Here is a 15,300-nt window from a genome sequence, read left to right as displayed (position 1 = left end):
GCATGTTCACTCTCAACTCTTCGCCCCACAGCCGACCGCCCCTGTTCTCCGACTCCGACGATGCCGACGTGGCCACCGCGATCCCCGAATCCCAGCGCATGCTCTACGCCTACCGGTCCGTCGTCTTCAACGGCGAGTTGCGCGACGAGAACGGAATGGAGATCGTCTCCCGACTCGTCCTCCTCTCCGCCGAGGATCCGCGCTCCGATATTCACCTGTGGATCAACTCTCCTGGCGGATCCGTGCCGATGATGCACGCGATCGCCGACACCATCGCCGCCCTGCCCAATGACGTGGTCACGATCGCCTTCGGGTGGGCCGCCTCGGCGGGACAGTTCGTCCTCAGCATGGGAACGCCCGGACGACGTCTCGCCCTGCCCCACGCTCGCATCCTCCTCCATCAGGGATCGAGCGGGATCGGCGGAGCCGCCGCCGACATCGAACTCCAGGGCGACGACCTCCGATCGGTCAGAGACACCGTCCTGCACCGGATCGCCGAGGCGACCGGAAAGACCTACGACCGCATCTTCGAAGACTCCCTGCGTGACCGGTGGTTCACCGCCAAGGAGGCGATCGAGTACGGGCTCATCGATCGGGTCATCGATTCTCCGGCGGATCTGCATGTTCAGATCGGAGGAGGGCGATGAGTCAGTACACGATCCCCAATGTCGTCGACCGAACCGGTGGCGGCGAGAAGATCGTCGATGTCTACTCGCATCTGCTCGGCAATCGCATCGTCTACCTCGGCGTGCCCATCGATGACGGGGTGGCGAACACGATCATCGCGCAGCTGCTCCACCTCGATTCGAGCAGCCGGGACCTGCCGATCAGCATGTACATCAATTCCCCGGGCGGCTCCCTGACCGCGATGACGGCGATCTTCGACGCAATGCACCACATCGGCGCGCCCGTGGCCACCACCTGCGTCGGGCAGGCCGTCGCCGATGCGGCCGTGCTCCTGGCCGCCGGAGAACCCGGCCAGCGGGCCATGCTCGCCCACGCCCGCGCCGTCCTGCGACAGCCGCATGCCGAAGGAGCGCGCGGCACGATCCCCGACCTCATCGTCGCCGCAGACGAGATCGTCCGGCAGCGTCGGGACGTCGAAGAGATGCTCGCCGACAGCACCGGTCGGACCCCGGAGCAGATCCACCGTGACTTCGATCGCGACCTCGTCCTCGACGCGAAGGCGGCACGGGACTTCGGACTCGTCGACGTCATCCTCTGACCGCGTACTCTCACCGCGGTGAGCGGAGATACTCCCCGAGGATGACGACGGCGTCCGGACCGGGTGGCTACGATCGGAGAATGAGACCGGACCGCTCCGCACCCGCGGAAGGAACTCCGCCGCGCGCACGCAGGCAAGTCGTCCTGCTCACCGTCGCCGCAGCTGTGCTGCAGCTGCCGTTCGCCATCGTGCTCGCCGTGCAGACCGAGACGTCTGCCGCCGCGATGATCATCCGCATCGGCTCCGCGGTCCTCTCACCGGTGATCTTCTTCGTCTCAGCGCGGTGGCCCGGACCGCGCGTGGCCGTACTGGCAGGGCTCGTCCTCCTCGACGTCCTGGTGTGGGCGGCGGTGACTCCCGATCCGGGCCCCGGCGGTTTCGGTATGGGACCGGGTGCGTGGAGCGACCGCGGTCCCTGGTCGCCCGCGGAGGCCGGGCCGGGGACGACGCCGTTCTATGCCGCCTTCCTCTTCGCCGTCGTCGCCGCGATCGTCCGTGGAAATGCATTCTGGGCGATCGCTTCGGCGGCGGGAGTATGGGCGGGCTGTCTGCTGCTGGGTCCCCTGCTGGGAATCGGCTGGTCGGTGGGGCGGGTGGTCTCGGCGACGATGGGACTCGCCATCGCCGTGGGCATCGGCGCGTTCGTCCGCCGGCGCAGCGAGCTCCGTCGCCAGGAGGCAGTTCGACAGAACGCACGCCACGCCGAGGTCGTCCAGGCCGAACGACTGCGCATCGCCCGGGACCTCCACGACGTCCTCGGCCATGCTCTGTCCCAGATCAATGTCCAAGCCGGAGTCGGCGAACACCTCATCGACCGCGATCCGGAACAGGCGCGGTCCGCACTCGCGGCCATCAGAGAACTCAGCCGCACAGGGCTCAACGAAGTGCGCACCGTGCTGCACACAATGCGCTCCGACACCGGTGCTGCGGAAGTCTCAGGACCGGCGCCCTTGGCTCCGGTCCTCGGGCTCGACGCCGTTCCGGCGCTGGTCTCCCGCCTCGTCGGCTCCACTGACATCAGGGTGGACGACCGGCGGTCCACAGACGCCGAGGGTGTGAGAGAGACACCCGGCCAGTCAACGGACGCAGCCGCCTATCGGATCATCCAGGAAGCACTGACGAACGTGCTCAGACATGCTGCGGCCGGCAGCGCACAGGTCGTCATCGCACGGAACTCGGACCGGCTGCGAGTGCGCATCAGCGATGATGGGACGGGACTCCCAGACGGAGTCGAAGGGACGGGAATCATGGGCATGCGTGAGAGGGCGAAGCTGCTGAAAGGGTCGCTCACCCTGACTTCGGAAGGTCGGCAGGGAACCGCCGTCGACGTCGACCTCCCCTGGAACGCCGACCATGCAGAGCTGCCCGACGAGGAGCCGCACCGATGACACCGATCCGAGTCGCCATCGCCGATGACCATCAGCTCGTGCGCGCCGGCTTCGCCTTACTGCTCGATTCCGAGGACGATATCGAGGTCACGATCCAAGCTTCCGGCGGGTACGCCCTGCTCGAGGCGCTGCGCACAGCACCCGCCGACGTCGTCCTCATGGACATCCGCATGCCCGACGGAGACGGACTGTGGGCGACGGAGGAGATCGCCGACGATCCGCGGCTCGACGCCGTCCGGGTGGTGCTCGTGACGACCTTCGGACTCGACGAGTACATCGTCCGCGCCGTGCGCGCCGGGGCAAGCGGCTTCCTGCTGAAGGACACCGACCCGACCGACCTCATCCGCGCCGTTCGCGTCGTGGCCGCCGGTGAGGCCCTGCTCTCACCCGAAGTCACGAAATACCTGCTCTCCCGCATGTCCTTGGGGCTGAAGGCAGAACCCGACTCCGGGCTCGACGTTCTCACCGACCGCGAACGCGAAGTTCTCGCGCTCGTCGGGCGCGGGCAGTCGAACGACGAGATCGCCGAATCGCTCGTGCTCTCCCCACTGACTGCGAAAACCCATGTCTCGCGCATCATGACGAAGGTCGGGGCCAGAGATCGCGTCCACCTCGTCGTCCTCGCCTACGAATCGGGGCTGGTCTCGCCCGGTTGGCTGAACGAGCACTGAGTACTGCTCCATGCGGAGCAGCACAGGTGACTCCCGTCGGCGGATTCGCAGCGACCGGCTTGCGGTGTGTCATTGATGTCAGGTCCACGAACGGCGTGGACACCCGCCAAGGAGGCATCATGCACATGGAACACGGACCGCTGGCCTGGCCGTTCTTCTTCCTCATCCCGATCTTCTGGGTCCTCGTCATCGGACTCATCGTCACCCTCATCGTGACCCTCAATCGTCGCCGGTGGCGGCAGGCCGGGGGATCGCCGTGGGCGGCTGCAGAACGAGAGGGAACAAGGAGGGCCGAGGCGACTCTGGCCCAGCGCTTCGCCCAGGGGGACATCGAGGAGGCCGAATACCGTGCCCGACTGGAAGTGCTGCGGGCGAACCGGCTCGAGGCCGGGAACGGCTAGGCTGCGAGAGCGAGCCGTACCTGACCCGCTGCAGGCGGAGCAGGTGCGGCTCGCGTCATGTCGGTCGCCGACAGCAGCGCGGTCGCAGGGACCCCGGAAGTCAGGCCGAAGGCCGCGAGGACGAGGATCTGCGGCAGCTGGAGCCCGAGCACCTCGGCCACGGCCTCGATGACCTCGGACGACGGGTCCTTGAGCCCGCGTTCGATCTCGGAGAGGAACTGGGTGGAGACCCCGGACCGGTGGGAGACCTGAGCCAGTGTGAGACCCAAATCGGCACGGCGCAGTCGGAGAGCGCGGCCGAGCGCCTCACGCCACAGCGGCGGCGGGGTCGGGGTGTGCGGGAGCATGTCGGTCATGGGGTGAGCCTACGGTCGGTAGGGCCGCCTCGGCGAGGGTTTCTGCTGTCAGCAGATGCGGATGATCGACGTGAAGTGGGTCACAGGTGTTGCGGAAACAGCTGTAAGTTAAGTTAGGCTGACCTACGTTAATGTCGAGGGGCCGCTTCCGGCTCCGACCACTGTCGAAAGGACAGGAATGTCAGTTCCTCACAGCCGCCGGGCCGTCATCGCCGGAGCGCTCGTCGCGCTCTCACTCACCGCCACGGCCTGCGGGCAGGGATCGCAGGCCGCGGAGGAACCCGGATCCGCGAACTTCGAGACCGTGAAGATCAAACACGCGCTCGGCGAAGCGGTCATCGAATCCGAGCCCGAACGCGTCGTCACCCTCGGCCAGGGATCGACGGAAACCGCGATCGCTTTGGGTAAGACGCCGGTCGGGATGGAGGAATATGCCTGGGGATCCGATGACACCGGCTACATGCCGTGGATCTACGAGGCCGTGAAGGACAAGGGGGAGGAGCTGCCCAAGCAGTTCCAGGGCGATACGGAACTCGATGTCGAGGCCATTGCCGAGCTCGAACCTGATGTCATCCTCGCTCCCTGGTCCGGAATCACGGCCGAACAGTACAAGCAGCTCGACTCCATCGCCCCGACCGTGGCCTATCCGAAGCAGCCGTGGACCATCGAATGGGATGAGCAGATCACCACGATCGGCAAAGCGCTCGGTCAGGAGAAGGAATCCGAAGGGCTCGTCGACGACATCAAGACGCAGTTGAAAGAGGCCAAGCGTGACGAATACAAGGGCCTCACGTTCTCCTATATCTACAACTCCGGTCCCGGCACCCTCGGCGTCTTCTATCCCACCGAGCAGCGTGTGGCGATGGTCTCGGCGCTCGGACTGACTCCGGATCCGGTCATCGACGAGCTGAAGAAGGAATACGACGAGCCGGGAACGGACTCTGCGCTGATCGGTCTGGAGAACGCGGACAAGCTCAACGATTCGGACCTCATCTTCACCTTCTACTCCGATGAGAAGAACAAGAAGGAGGTCGAATCGCAGGGACTGTACGCGAACATTCCTGCGATCAAATCCGGAGCCGTCGTGGCCTCCGAAGACCAGGCCTTCGTCACCGGATCCTCGATCATCAACCCGCTCACCGTCCCCTGGACGCTCGAGCGCTATGTGCCGATGATCGACAAAGCCGTGAAGAAGCTCGACAAGTAAGACAAACGAGTCGGCGGCGAAGAGCCGACCGAATCAGGCAATCAAGCTGGGCGCTCTCAGTCGAGGGCGCTCAGCTTCTTCCATTCGTCCCAGGAATAGACCCAGTCCGAGATATCGCTGTCATTGGTCGACAGGCTCACATGTGAACCGGTGATCTCGACGGGATCGCCGAAGATCGCGGAATCGTAGTACTCCTTCGCCCGTTGGGTGGTGAGGTTGATGCAGCCGTGCGAGACGTTCTGAGAGCCCTGGACGCCTGCCGACCACGGAGCGGCGTGGATGAATTCGCCGTTGTTGTGGATGCGCACCGCCCACTGGACGTCGGTCTCGTAGTCCCACTGTTCGGAGGTCATCGTGTAGTCCGCGGCCTTCGACATCACCACATGTGTGCCGTTGTACGACGGGGACTTCGGTGCTCCGAGGGAAGCCGGGAAGTCCATGACCTGTTTGCCGTCACGGGTGACGGTCATGCGGTGGGTCTTCACATCGGCCTTGACGACCTGCTTGCGACCGATCTCGAAATCGAGGGTGAGATCGTTCTTGCCCACGCTGTTCTCACCGGTCGGCACGTCCTTGAGCGGGACGTCGACGGAGACCTTCGAATGAGCCGGCCAGAACTCCTTCGGGCGGAAATGCAGTCGAGACTGCGGATCGTCGTAGAGCCAACCCCATGAGCCTTCGACCTCCCGTTCCTTGCCGTCCTCATCGGTGACCTTGACCGAGAGGCGGCGTTCCACGTCATCACGGAAGTCCTTGGATACGGTGGAGCCGAAGTTGAGCATTATGGGAGCGGCGACGCCGACCGTCTGATCATCGGCGAGCGTTGTGCGCACCGACATCGGTGCGCCGTCGCTGGCGCCGACGGTGATCGTCGCGTCGAGGTCGACTTCGTCTCCGTCGGCAGTGGTGGCGGTGACTTTCAGGGTGTATTCGCTGTCGGCGACGAGGCCGTAGGTCGAGATCCAGGCGGCGGACTCGTCCGGGGCGGCTACCGTCTCGGCGGAGTCCTTGTCGTCTGTTTCGGTGTCCTTCGAACCATCGTCGGCGGTCTCGGACTCGGTGGAGCTCGGCACCGTCGAACCGGCTTGGGCCTCGTCATCTGTCTCGAGCGCGGTGCCCGAAGCATCGAAGAACGTGCCGGGATCGTGCGCGATTCGGGGGTGGGCCTCCTCGGTGACGGAGATGTCACTGAGGTCGGCGTTCTCGACGGAGATGCCGATCCGCTGGCCGGCCTCGAGGGCGATCTTGTCGCCGGATTCGGTCACCTCGCCGAAGTCACCGGCGACGGGCATCGCCGTGGCCGCATCGGTGGACTGACTCGGCTTCGCAGTGGAGGTCGCATCCTCGCTGGGCTGGGAGCTCGGCGTCGATTCGGACGCGGATTCTGCTGCCTCGGAGGAGACGGCTCCGACGCGGAATTCGGGATCGGCGGCCGCCTCGGCGGTCTTGTTCGCGCCGTTGCGGGTCGCATCGGGACCATCGCTCGACGGAGTGCATGCCGTGAGCAGGGCCAGTGCCGAAAGGGCGGCAATGGCCCCTTGGATCTTCGTGGACAACAGGGGTACCTCGTTAAAACACAGGGATGAGAACTGCGAATCATGGTAATGAAGCAAAATCACGAAAGTATTAACGAATTCGCATTTCGGTCCCGATTCTGGCGCCTGGAAGGCTGCGCGGGCAGAACTGACCTGGGCCGACGGGGGATAAGGGGAGTTGTGGAATTGTGATGTTGGGGGATAAAGGATCTGGGGAATAGGGGACTCCCCGTGCACCCGACAGAGCTCGCTTACCCTTGCTGCCTTCCGGCCCTGGGGGAGTTCACAAGATGACGCCGCACGGGGAGCCAGGAATCAGTCTAGTCGAGAGCGACCTCGGTGGACAAAACGAGTGGGCGGGGCCACACGGTTCGGGATGACGGCAGGGGTCAGGCGTTGTTGAGGCGGCCAGTTCGATCCATTCCTTCTCTTTCTGAACCCATTCGCTGCCTTCGGGGAAGTCTTCGGGGCCGTTGATACGGCGCACCTCGATCTGGGATCTGGCTTCCAGCGGCGCCTCTTCGCCCAGTCGATGGCTTCGTCCTGGGTGGCGGCCTCGACGATCCAGAATCCGTTGAACGGCTCCCGCAGGTCTCCGTAGGCGCCGGACGCGGCAGTGGGTTCGTCGCCGGAGAAGTCGACGACGGCGCCTTCTGACGGATCGGCCAGGCCTGCGCCGTCGGACATGACTCCGGAGTTGATCATCGATTCGTTGTATGCGCTCATGGCGGCGATCATCTCGTCGAAATCGGCTTCGGCCATCGGTTCGACGGCGGCTTGGTCGACGGTGCGCATGATGAGCATGAATTTCATGATGACTCCTCGGTCGAGGCCGTGCCTGAGCGGAGTCGGCTGAGACCGCTTCGCGCACTGCTCACGGCAAGCCTATGCCGATTGCCCCGAGGTGCGGGTCGCTCGACCGCTGACTCGGAGCAGATACCACGCGCCCGCGCCGAATGCGATGCTCAGCAGAATCTGCACCAGGCAGGCGAAGGCAAACGCAATATCGAAACCGAACACGGCGGTGAGGGAGTGGAAGAGCGCGCCGAGGAGGGCGACACCCACGGCGATTCCCGATTGCTGCATCGTCGCGATGAGGCCGCCGCTCAGCCCTGCGACCCTGTCAGGGACAGCGCCGACGACGGTGCCCACCAACGGGCCGAACTGCATGGCCTGCCCCGCGCCGAGGACGAGCGCAGGAACCTGGAACCACAGCTGCCATCCAGTTCCCGCGCTCGACGAGACCCACGCGATTCCGAGGAGACCAGCGACCTGCAGACCGGTGCCCAACAGCATCGTGCCGGGACCGGTGAAAGATGCGACCAGGCGATGAACCATCAGGGAGGAGATGAGGAATGCGATACAGAACAATGCGAGCGTGAGGCCGGAGACATATGCCGGATCAGAATGTCCGGTCTGGGAGACCAAGGAGAAATTGAAGAGGAAGGTGCCGAACCCAGCGAAGAAGACGAGGGCCATGAGCATTCCCACCCACGCGGCTGGAACCGCGACGACGGCGGGCGGGATGAGTGGGAACCTGCCTGTCGCGTCGGCTCGGGACTGCCACACGACGAAAGTCGCGAAGCCCAAGACGCTGACTGCCAGCAGGATCGCCGGTATGGGCAGCCAGCCGGTGACCGGTCCCAGCGCCAGTCCGGTGACGAGGCAGATCATGCCGACGCCGAGGAGGATCGCACCAGGGGCGTCGAGGGGTGCCGGGTCGATGCTGTGTGATTCGGTCAGACGCAGGGAACCGAGATAGGCAGCTGCGGCGGCGACCGCACAGCTGAGGAATGCCGCCCGCCATCCCCAGGTCTCGCCGAAGAGGGAGATGAGTCCGCCGCCGAGGACCTGACCACCGACGGTGCCGACTCCGGAGAATGCGCCGAAGAGGCTGATCGCCTTCAACCGTGCGGCTCCGGACAGCGAATGCTGGAAGCTCGCGAGGATCTGCGGCATCATCACCGCCGCTGCCAAGCCCTGGGTTGCGCGAGCCACGAGCAGGAAGAGCGGATCGGGTGCCAGTCCGACGGCGATTGAGGTGATGACAAGCGCGCCCGTGCCGATCATGAACAGGCGGCGACGTCCGAAACGGTCTCCGATGCGACCGAAGAGGATGAGGCCGGAGGCGAAGGCGGCGGAGAACAGACCGACGATGAGAGCCGATGTCGCGTCGCTCGCGCCGATGTCTGCTTTCACTGCAGGAATCGCGACGTTCGAGACGGAGAACATGAACGTCGCGAGGAACGCCCCGAGGTGGAGCGGCCAAAGGACGGGGGCAGGACGGCCTGCGGTGGGGGCGGGGTCGACGTTGGGCGCGTGACCGGGAGCCGCCTCGGCGGAGGTCGATGATGTCTGCGTGTGGGAATCTCTCATGGATCCAGTCTGCGATAGGCCGCGGGGAAGTGGGAGGGCGTGTCGATGGTGTTGGCCGGACCACCAGGTTGAGAACGGTGACAGGGTGGAATGGCCTGAGCGTCGGGCGGACAATGGAGGCATGGCACGAGTGAGAACCGAGGAGCTCGGACGATTCCTGCGTTCGCGACGCAACCGGGTGCGGCCCTGCGAGGTCGGTCTTGCGGCCGGCACCCGGCGGAGGGTGCCGGGACTGCGGCGCGAAGAGGTCGCTGTGCTCGCGAACATCGGCACCAGTTGGTACACCTGGCTTGAGCAGGGGCGCGAGGTCCACCCCTCGGAATCGGTGCTCGAATCCATCGCCGAGGCGCTCCTGCTCGACTGGGAGGAGCGTGCCCATCTCTTCCTGCTGGGCGGATACCCGGATCGGGTCGCGAACCCAGGGGACTCTGCGGTGGGAGAGCAGATGCGCACCTTGCTCGACGAACTGCTGCCGCTGCCGGCGATGGTCACTGATCCGCGGTATACGATCCTCGCCTTCAACTCCGTCGAACGGTATCTCGCCTCCGACCTCGAAGCCCTCGCTCCGGCCGACAGGAACTGCGCGATCCAGTCCTTCGAGAGCCCGGAGTGGGCGCGGACCTTCCACTCCGACGACGGTCACCGGGCGCAGGTCGTGGCGAAGCTGCGTGCCTCGTACGCGGAGTCGATCGACGATCCCGAGTGGTCGCCGCTGCTGTCGCGGCTGCGCAGGAATCCGGAATTCTGCCGACTGTGGGATTCGGGAACGGTCGGTCGATCTGTCGGGCGGGTCAAGACCATTGAGAACCCGTATGTGGGCACGCTCAAGCTGACGATGACGACGCTCATCGCGCAGGAGAACCAGAGGCTGACGCTCTCGGTCTATCAGCCGGTGGACACGGTGACGCGGTCCCGTTTGGAGACGCTGCACGGCTGGATCAACGACGGGAGCATCGAGCGCAGACGGGAGGACCGGGCGCAGCCGTCGGCAGAACGGCATCTCCGCGCCGTCGCCGATTGAACCGTGTGCCGTCTGGCGATGATGAGGTCGCGTGATCGTGGTCGGGGGTCGATGCCGACTGTTCACCTGGGGGAAGTGGGATGCTTCACACTCGGCCACCGCGATTTCGCATTGTCGTCATGACTCGGATAAGCTGATTCGCGGAGGATTCGCCTAGTGGCCTATGGCGCTCGCCTGGAACGCGGGTTGGGTTAACGCCCTCAGGGGTTCGAATCCCCTATCCTCCGCCACGGAAGTCCCGGTCTCGCAGTTGCTGCGGGGCCGGGACTTCGTCGATTCACCGGTTCCGGCGCTGCCGCTGGAGTGCGAATCGGATGACGGTTCAAGTCGAAGTGCGTCATTGTGACGGCGCGCGTCGCTCCGCGAAATCTGCCCGCCTCCTGTGGTCTGCGTCTCAGTAGTCTGGCACGGCACACCTGCACACATCACGAGCGACTTAAGGGAACTGGCCCGATGACGTCGCAGCAACCGGTCCCGCGCGAACAACTCACGCAGCACGCCGCTCGCGCCCCACGGACACGGTGCTCAAGCCAATTTCGATGGGAAGGGACACACAATGACGAACCTCCACGCCAACCCGATCTATACCGGTGAGCCCGAAGACCTGAAGTTCGCATACTGGGTTCCCAATGTTTCCGGCGGCTTGGTCGTGTCGAACATCGAACAGCGCACCGACTGGGGCTATGACTACAACGTCAAGCTCGCGCAGACCGCTGAGGCAGTCGGCTACGAATACGCGCTCAGCCAGGTCCGCTACCTCTCCAGCTACGGCGCAGCCCAACAGCACGAATCGACTTCGACCTCGCTCGCTCTGGCCCTGGCCACCGAAAAGCTCAAGGTCATCGCCGCCGTCCACCCGGGCATCTGGGAACCGGCCGTGCTCGCGAAGTTCATCCTCACCGCCGACCAGTTCACGAAGGGCCGGGCCGCGATCAACGTCGTCTCCGGCTGGTTCAAGGATGAGTACACCCGCCTCGGGCTGCCCTGGCTCGAACACGGCGAACGCTACCGCCGGTCCGCCGAATTCATGGACGTCGTCCGCAAGCTCTTCACCGAGGAGAACGTCGAATACCGCGGCAACTTCTACACCGTCGACGACTTCACCCTCCGCCCCGGCCCCTACCCGGTAGAAGGTCGCCCTCACCCGGAGATCTTCCAAGGCGGAAACTCCTCGGTCGCCCGCATCAACGGCGGCAAGCACGCCGACTGGTACTTCTCCAACGGCAAGGACTTCGACGGATTCCGCGAACAGTACGACGACGTCACCGAGGTGGCCCGCGCCCACAACCGAAAGGTCCGTTTCGGACTCAACGGGTTCGCCATCGTCCGCGACACGGAAGCCGAAGCGCGCGATCAGCTGCGCGAGATCATCGCCAATGCCGATGAAGGCGCCGTCGAAGGCTTCCGCAAATCCGTGCAGCAGGCCGGAGCTTCGACTCACGATAAGAAGGGAATGTGGGCGGACTCGAGCTTCGAAGACCTCGTCCAGTACAACGACGGTTTCCGCACCCAGCTCATCGGCGCACCCGAACAGGTCGCCGATCGCATCATCGAGTACAAGAAGCTCGGTGTCGACCTGATCCTCACCGGTTTCCTCCACTTCCAAGAGGAACTCGAGGCATTCGGCAAGACCGTGATCCCGATCGTGCGCGAGAAGGAAGCCGAACTCGTCAACAAGGGACTTCTCACCCCCGCCGGAGTCTGATTCGGCCGGAGAGAATCCCTCAGTCAACACGAAACTCGAGAAAGTCGTCGCCAGTGACGACTTTCTCGAGTTTCGCGTTGCCCCAGCTCGGTCTGCCCTTGGTCAGCCCACGCTGAATGATGCCGACTTGAGCTTCAGCTTCGTCCGCAGCTGATCACCGGTGAGGCTCGCGGTCTTTCCCTTCACCGAGGTGGCTTTCACTGTTTTCACCAGACCTGAGCCGGTCTTCGTCACGTTCACAGACCGTACGTCTGCCAGCCCGAACGCCCGTGCCATGTCGGCCTGCTTGGCCGTCACCGACCACGAGGCGTTCGGGTTCTGCGCCGACGCATACTTCGACGGCGAGTCATCGACCGAGACCAAGTAGGGCACAGCTGAACCCCACACCTCAGCTGCAGAATGCGTCTTCGACCCGGCAGACGACGAGTAGACGGCATCGATGAGTCCGCCCTTGAACGTGGCGACTCGTGCCGATTTCACCATTGACCCGCTCGTGGTCTGAGTTGCGGCTACGGCTTTGCGCCACGGACCGGAGTCCTTCGCATTCTCATGATTCCACCCGAGGAAGCGCTGCGAAGCCACCTCGTCATAGACGTTGCATCCGCACGCCGGCTTCACCGCACCGAGATTGCGGTAGGCGTAGGTGCGAGAAGCAATGGCCTGACTGCGCAGGGCTTCGGACTGCCACGACGCCGGCATCTCGGCGATGCCCGGCAGATACTCCTTGTTGAGCTTGACTACATTGACGACATTGAGCGAGGACTTCAGCTGCCCGATCTCGATTCGCCCGTGCCGGTAGGTGCCTGTCATCCCGTTCTGCGCACCGCTGATCGACACCGTCGTCGCAGGCGTTCCCTTCCAATACCGAGTGCCCTGCCATTCGACGATGAGCTTCGAACCCGAATAGCTCTTCGACCCGATGATCGCTTTGACCGAACCGGACGGAGTCCGTTCGATCGTGACCTTCGATCCTGATTCGATGGTCTTCGACCCGACCTTGATCCGCAGACGACCGGAACGTGGAGCGATGGTCACGGACTTCTTCCCGGTCAGCAGCTGGACCTTGAGACTGGCGTCGGCGTTACTCGACATCGTCTTGACCTTTGCGCCTGTGTAGTAGTGCTGCAGTATCTGCGTCGACGACTTTCCGGCTGCCGCCATTCCTCGTGCGCCGTACTGGCTCATCCCGACCCCGTGGCCGAACCCCGAACCCTTGATCGCGAACGACGACGGCGCTTTCGCCGTCTCCACTTTCGCCCCGGACTTCGCCGTCCACACGATCCTGCCGTTCTGGAACTTCTGCCGGGACTCGGACCCGGACCGATACTCACGGCTCGTCGGATAGCCCAAGGGGCCGCGTTCCCATCCGGACTTCTTCCACGCCGTGCGGATCGCACCCAGAGTCGCATGAGCGCCCGTGGACTTCGTCCAATGAATGCTGCCGTGTTTGAACGACTGATAGCAGCCTTTCTGGATCAGAGTGCACCGCTGCGGGCCGGTCGCGGGACCGACCTTGCCCGCATTCCCGCCGAGAGACTTGTGCATCGTACCGATCGCGCCTGAGGTCGCATAGGCGGCATGGGCAGGAGGAGGTGTGGAGCAGAGAACGAGGAGGAGCCCGACGAACAGCACCGCGAGGGCAGGAGTCGTCGCCTTGACGAACGGGGAAGGCGGCATGAGTTGATCATAAGCGCGGTTGTCAATACCTCAGGTGACGAACAGAGGAACTCCCCGAAACGATCGTTTCGGGGAGTTCCTCACCGAGGTGACCCCACCTCGGTGGGTGAGGCATCGTTCCAGCTCAGCTCAGCTGTTCGGCGATCGCCTTGTTGAAGGCATCCAGATCGCCGGGGTTGCGGGAGGTGATGAGGTCGCCGTCGACGACCACCTCGGCGTCGGTCCAGTCGGCTCCGGCGTTGATGAGGTCGGTCTTCGTCGAAATGAAGGACGTCAGCTTCCGTCCCTTCGCCACACCCGCCTCGGCGAGGATCCACGGCGCATGGCAGATGGCCGCGACCGGCTTGTCGGCGGCGAAGAACGCCTTGACGAGATTGACGGCGTCCTCATTCAGGCGCAGGGCGTCGGCGTTGAGGGTGCCGCCGGGAAGGACGAGGGCGTCGAAGTCCTCGACCGAGGCTTCGGCGACGGGAACGTCGACGTCGAAGGCCTTCGCATGCTCCCAATCGCCTTCCATCGCCTGCAGAGTTCCTTCGGACGGGGAGACGATGACGGTCGTCGCTCCCGCCTCGTCGAGAGCGGCGCGGGGGCTGGTGAGTTCGACCTGCTCGACTCCGCGAGTGAGGAGGAATGCGATCTTCTTATCGGAGATGGCCATGATGATGCTCCTTTGTCTCTGCCGTGAAATCTGTCAGTCGTGGCGGCTGCCGTCTGTGCGAACAGCCGCCTCACACACGACAACACTGTAGGAAGCCGACTTGTTCCACGACACGAATGACCGCACTCCCCGGGCCGCAGCGGGCCAGGGGAGTGCGGGTGGGGGAGGCGCGGATTTCGTCAGGCGAATCGCGGCTGCTCGAGGGGAGCGGATCGGGGTGGTCGAGTCAGAGTCGCGACCGCACAGAGTCGGCTCAGATGTTCGGGAATTCGAGGCTGTAGCCGATTCCGGACTGCGATGCCGAAGTGATCTTCACGGTGCCGTAGTGATTCTTGCCGGCAGCGGTGACGGTGCAGTTCTGCGAGCCGCTGTGGGAGAAGATCCGCAGGTCGGAGTAGCAGTCGACGGTGTCGACTGTGGTGCCCTGCTTGGCGTAGGCGTTCTTAATGTCCGCCTCGAGGACGTCGGCGGGGATCTTGCCGTTGCCGTCGGCGTCGAGTTCGACTCCGTCTTCGCCGATCCGCGGGCCCTGGTAGCCGTTGTCGGTCGTGTCGCTCGACGGCGAAGATCCGCTCGAGGTGGAGTCGCTCGAGGACGACGATCCGGTCGACGACGTCCCGTCCGAGTTGGAGCCCGCATCCGATGCCGGTTCTTCGGCGGTCGTCTCGGTGGCCTCGGTCTCCTGCGCCTGCTGGCCGTCCTGCTCCTGGCCCTGTTCCAGACCCTGGCCTTCTGGGCCGAAGGTGATGTTCATATCGCAGGCCGAGAGTGTGAGAGTCGCGGCGAGAGCTCCGGCAACGGTGATGGTCTTGAGAAGTGTCTGTGCCTTCATGTCTGCTCCTTGGCGCGTGTGCTGAGAAAGTGTCGTTGTCGCATACAAGACAAGCCTCTCAGCACGGAGCCGTGACCTGGGCCGATTGGTGTTCGGATCCGGTGACGCATGTTCCAGGACGGACACATCGGCCTATTCTGGGACTGTGTTCGATGACCGGAGTCGAAGAAGATCGAGAAATCTTCTCCGGCGATGTCGAGAACACTTGTCCGGCTGCGTCCCAGACATGTCAGCGAGCACAACCCGTG

Annotated in this window: 15 protein-coding genes, 1 tRNA gene and 1 other RNA gene; 9 read left to right on the top strand and 8 right to left on the bottom strand. The window is 64.3% G+C overall.

Annotated elements, in window-relative coordinates; all coding sequences use genetic code 11:
- The first annotated feature begins 2 nt into the window (after positions 1 to 2).
- The 5 genes from BLU88_RS16235 (at position 3) to BLU88_RS16215 (ending at position 3,685) form a co-directional block, all read left to right on the top strand.
- Positions 3 to 647 carry a ClpP family protease gene (locus BLU88_RS16235; RefSeq protein ID WP_092016232.1) on the top strand — a complete coding sequence of 215 codons (645 nt, stop codon included), beginning with the start codon at positions 3 to 5 and terminating at the stop codon, positions 645 to 647.
- Positions 644 to 1,225, top strand: coding sequence for a ClpP family protease (locus BLU88_RS16230; protein ID WP_092016229.1), 582 nt, complete (start codon positions 644 to 646; stop codon positions 1,223 to 1,225). Before BLU88_RS16235 ends, BLU88_RS16230 begins: the two co-directional genes overlap by 4 nt.
- Positions 1,226 to 1,305: 80 nt before the next feature.
- Entirely contained in the window at positions 1,306 to 2,613 is a 1,308-nt protein-coding gene (locus BLU88_RS16225) for a sensor histidine kinase (protein WP_157689173.1), read from the top strand.
- Positions 2,610 to 3,284, top strand: coding sequence for a response regulator transcription factor (locus BLU88_RS16220; protein WP_092016224.1), 675 nt, complete (start codon positions 2,610 to 2,612; stop codon positions 3,282 to 3,284). The genes BLU88_RS16225 and BLU88_RS16220 overlap by 4 nt, the downstream gene beginning before the upstream one ends.
- A 119-nt stretch (positions 3,285 to 3,403) precedes the next feature.
- The gene (locus BLU88_RS16215) at positions 3,404 to 3,685 is read left to right on the top strand and encodes an SHOCT domain-containing protein (RefSeq protein ID WP_092017588.1); all 282 of its coding nucleotides are present in this window, start codon (positions 3,404 to 3,406) and stop codon (positions 3,683 to 3,685) included.
- Here the strand turns inward: BLU88_RS16215 and BLU88_RS16210 are convergent.
- Positions 3,682 to 4,041: a helix-turn-helix domain-containing protein gene (locus BLU88_RS16210; protein ID WP_231939471.1), complete on the bottom strand. Its 360-nt coding sequence runs from the start codon at positions 4,039 to 4,041 to the stop codon at positions 3,682 to 3,684. The two genes, BLU88_RS16215 and BLU88_RS16210, sit on opposite strands and share 4 nt — an antisense overlap.
- Positions 4,042 to 4,219: 178 nt before the next feature.
- Between BLU88_RS16210 and BLU88_RS16205 the strand changes: the two genes are divergently transcribed.
- Positions 4,220 to 5,248, top strand: coding sequence for an iron-siderophore ABC transporter substrate-binding protein (locus BLU88_RS16205; protein WP_092016222.1), 1,029 nt, complete (start codon positions 4,220 to 4,222; stop codon positions 5,246 to 5,248).
- 56 nt (positions 5,249 to 5,304) lie between these two features.
- Here BLU88_RS16205 and BLU88_RS16200 read toward each other — a convergent pair whose 3' ends face one another.
- The 4 genes from BLU88_RS16200 to BLU88_RS16185 all read right to left on the bottom strand — a co-directional run bounded on the left by BLU88_RS16200 (position 5,305) and on the right by BLU88_RS16185 (position 9,159).
- Positions 5,305 to 6,804 (bottom strand): L,D-transpeptidase, encoded by a 1,500-nt coding sequence (locus tag BLU88_RS16200; protein ID WP_231939470.1) that lies wholly within the window; start codon positions 6,802 to 6,804, stop codon positions 5,305 to 5,307.
- Positions 6,805 to 7,000: 196 nt separating this feature from the next.
- Positions 7,001 to 7,096, bottom strand: an RNA gene (ffs, locus tag BLU88_RS16195) — signal recognition particle sRNA small type.
- Between the two features lie 2 nt (positions 7,097 to 7,098).
- Positions 7,099 to 7,596, bottom strand: a complete 498-nt coding sequence (locus tag BLU88_RS16190; protein ID WP_231939469.1) for a YciI family protein — start codon at positions 7,594 to 7,596, stop codon at positions 7,099 to 7,101.
- A 72-nt stretch (positions 7,597 to 7,668) separates the two neighbouring features.
- Positions 7,669 to 9,159, bottom strand: a complete 1,491-nt coding sequence (locus BLU88_RS16185; protein WP_157689171.1) for an MFS transporter — start codon at positions 9,157 to 9,159, stop codon at positions 7,669 to 7,671.
- A gap of 121 nt (positions 9,160 to 9,280) precedes the next feature.
- Between BLU88_RS16185 and BLU88_RS16180 the strand changes: the two genes are divergently transcribed.
- From BLU88_RS16180 to sfnG, 3 genes are all read left to right on the top strand, one after another.
- The gene (locus tag BLU88_RS16180) at positions 9,281 to 10,180 is read left to right on the top strand and encodes a helix-turn-helix transcriptional regulator (protein ID WP_157689169.1); all 900 of its coding nucleotides are present in this window, start codon (positions 9,281 to 9,283) and stop codon (positions 10,178 to 10,180) included.
- A gap of 142 nt (positions 10,181 to 10,322) precedes the next feature.
- Positions 10,323 to 10,410, top strand: a tRNA-Ser gene (locus BLU88_RS16175).
- A 326-nt stretch (positions 10,411 to 10,736) separates the two neighbouring features.
- Positions 10,737 to 11,885 carry a dimethylsulfone monooxygenase SfnG gene (gene sfnG, locus BLU88_RS16170; RefSeq protein WP_092016212.1) on the top strand — a complete coding sequence of 383 codons (1,149 nt, stop codon included), beginning with the start codon at positions 10,737 to 10,739 and terminating at the stop codon, positions 11,883 to 11,885.
- A 102-nt stretch (positions 11,886 to 11,987) separates the two neighbouring features.
- On the opposite strand, the gene BLU88_RS16165 is transcribed toward sfnG, so the two are convergent.
- From BLU88_RS16165 to BLU88_RS16155, 3 genes are all read right to left on the bottom strand, one after another.
- On the bottom strand, positions 11,988 to 13,562 hold the full coding sequence (locus BLU88_RS16165) for a SpoIID/LytB domain-containing protein (protein WP_092016209.1): 1,575 nt from the start codon (positions 13,560 to 13,562) through the stop codon (positions 11,988 to 11,990).
- Positions 13,563 to 13,686: 124 nt separating this feature from the next.
- Positions 13,687 to 14,220 (bottom strand): type 1 glutamine amidotransferase domain-containing protein, encoded by a 534-nt coding sequence (locus BLU88_RS16160; RefSeq protein WP_092016206.1) that lies wholly within the window; start codon positions 14,218 to 14,220, stop codon positions 13,687 to 13,689.
- A 253-nt stretch (positions 14,221 to 14,473) separates the two neighbouring features.
- A complete protein-coding gene (locus BLU88_RS16155; protein ID WP_092016204.1) occupies positions 14,474 to 15,052 on the bottom strand; it encodes a hypothetical protein in 579 nt (192 codons plus the stop codon).
- Positions 15,053 to 15,300: the final 248 nt, after the last annotated feature.

The organism is Brevibacterium siliguriense (assembly GCF_900105315.1).
Classification (GTDB): domain Bacteria; phylum Actinomycetota; class Actinomycetes; order Actinomycetales; family Brevibacteriaceae; genus Brevibacterium; species Brevibacterium siliguriense.
The sequence above is the reverse complement of the archived record's forward strand: the minus strand, read 5'-3'. Positions and strand labels throughout refer to the sequence as shown.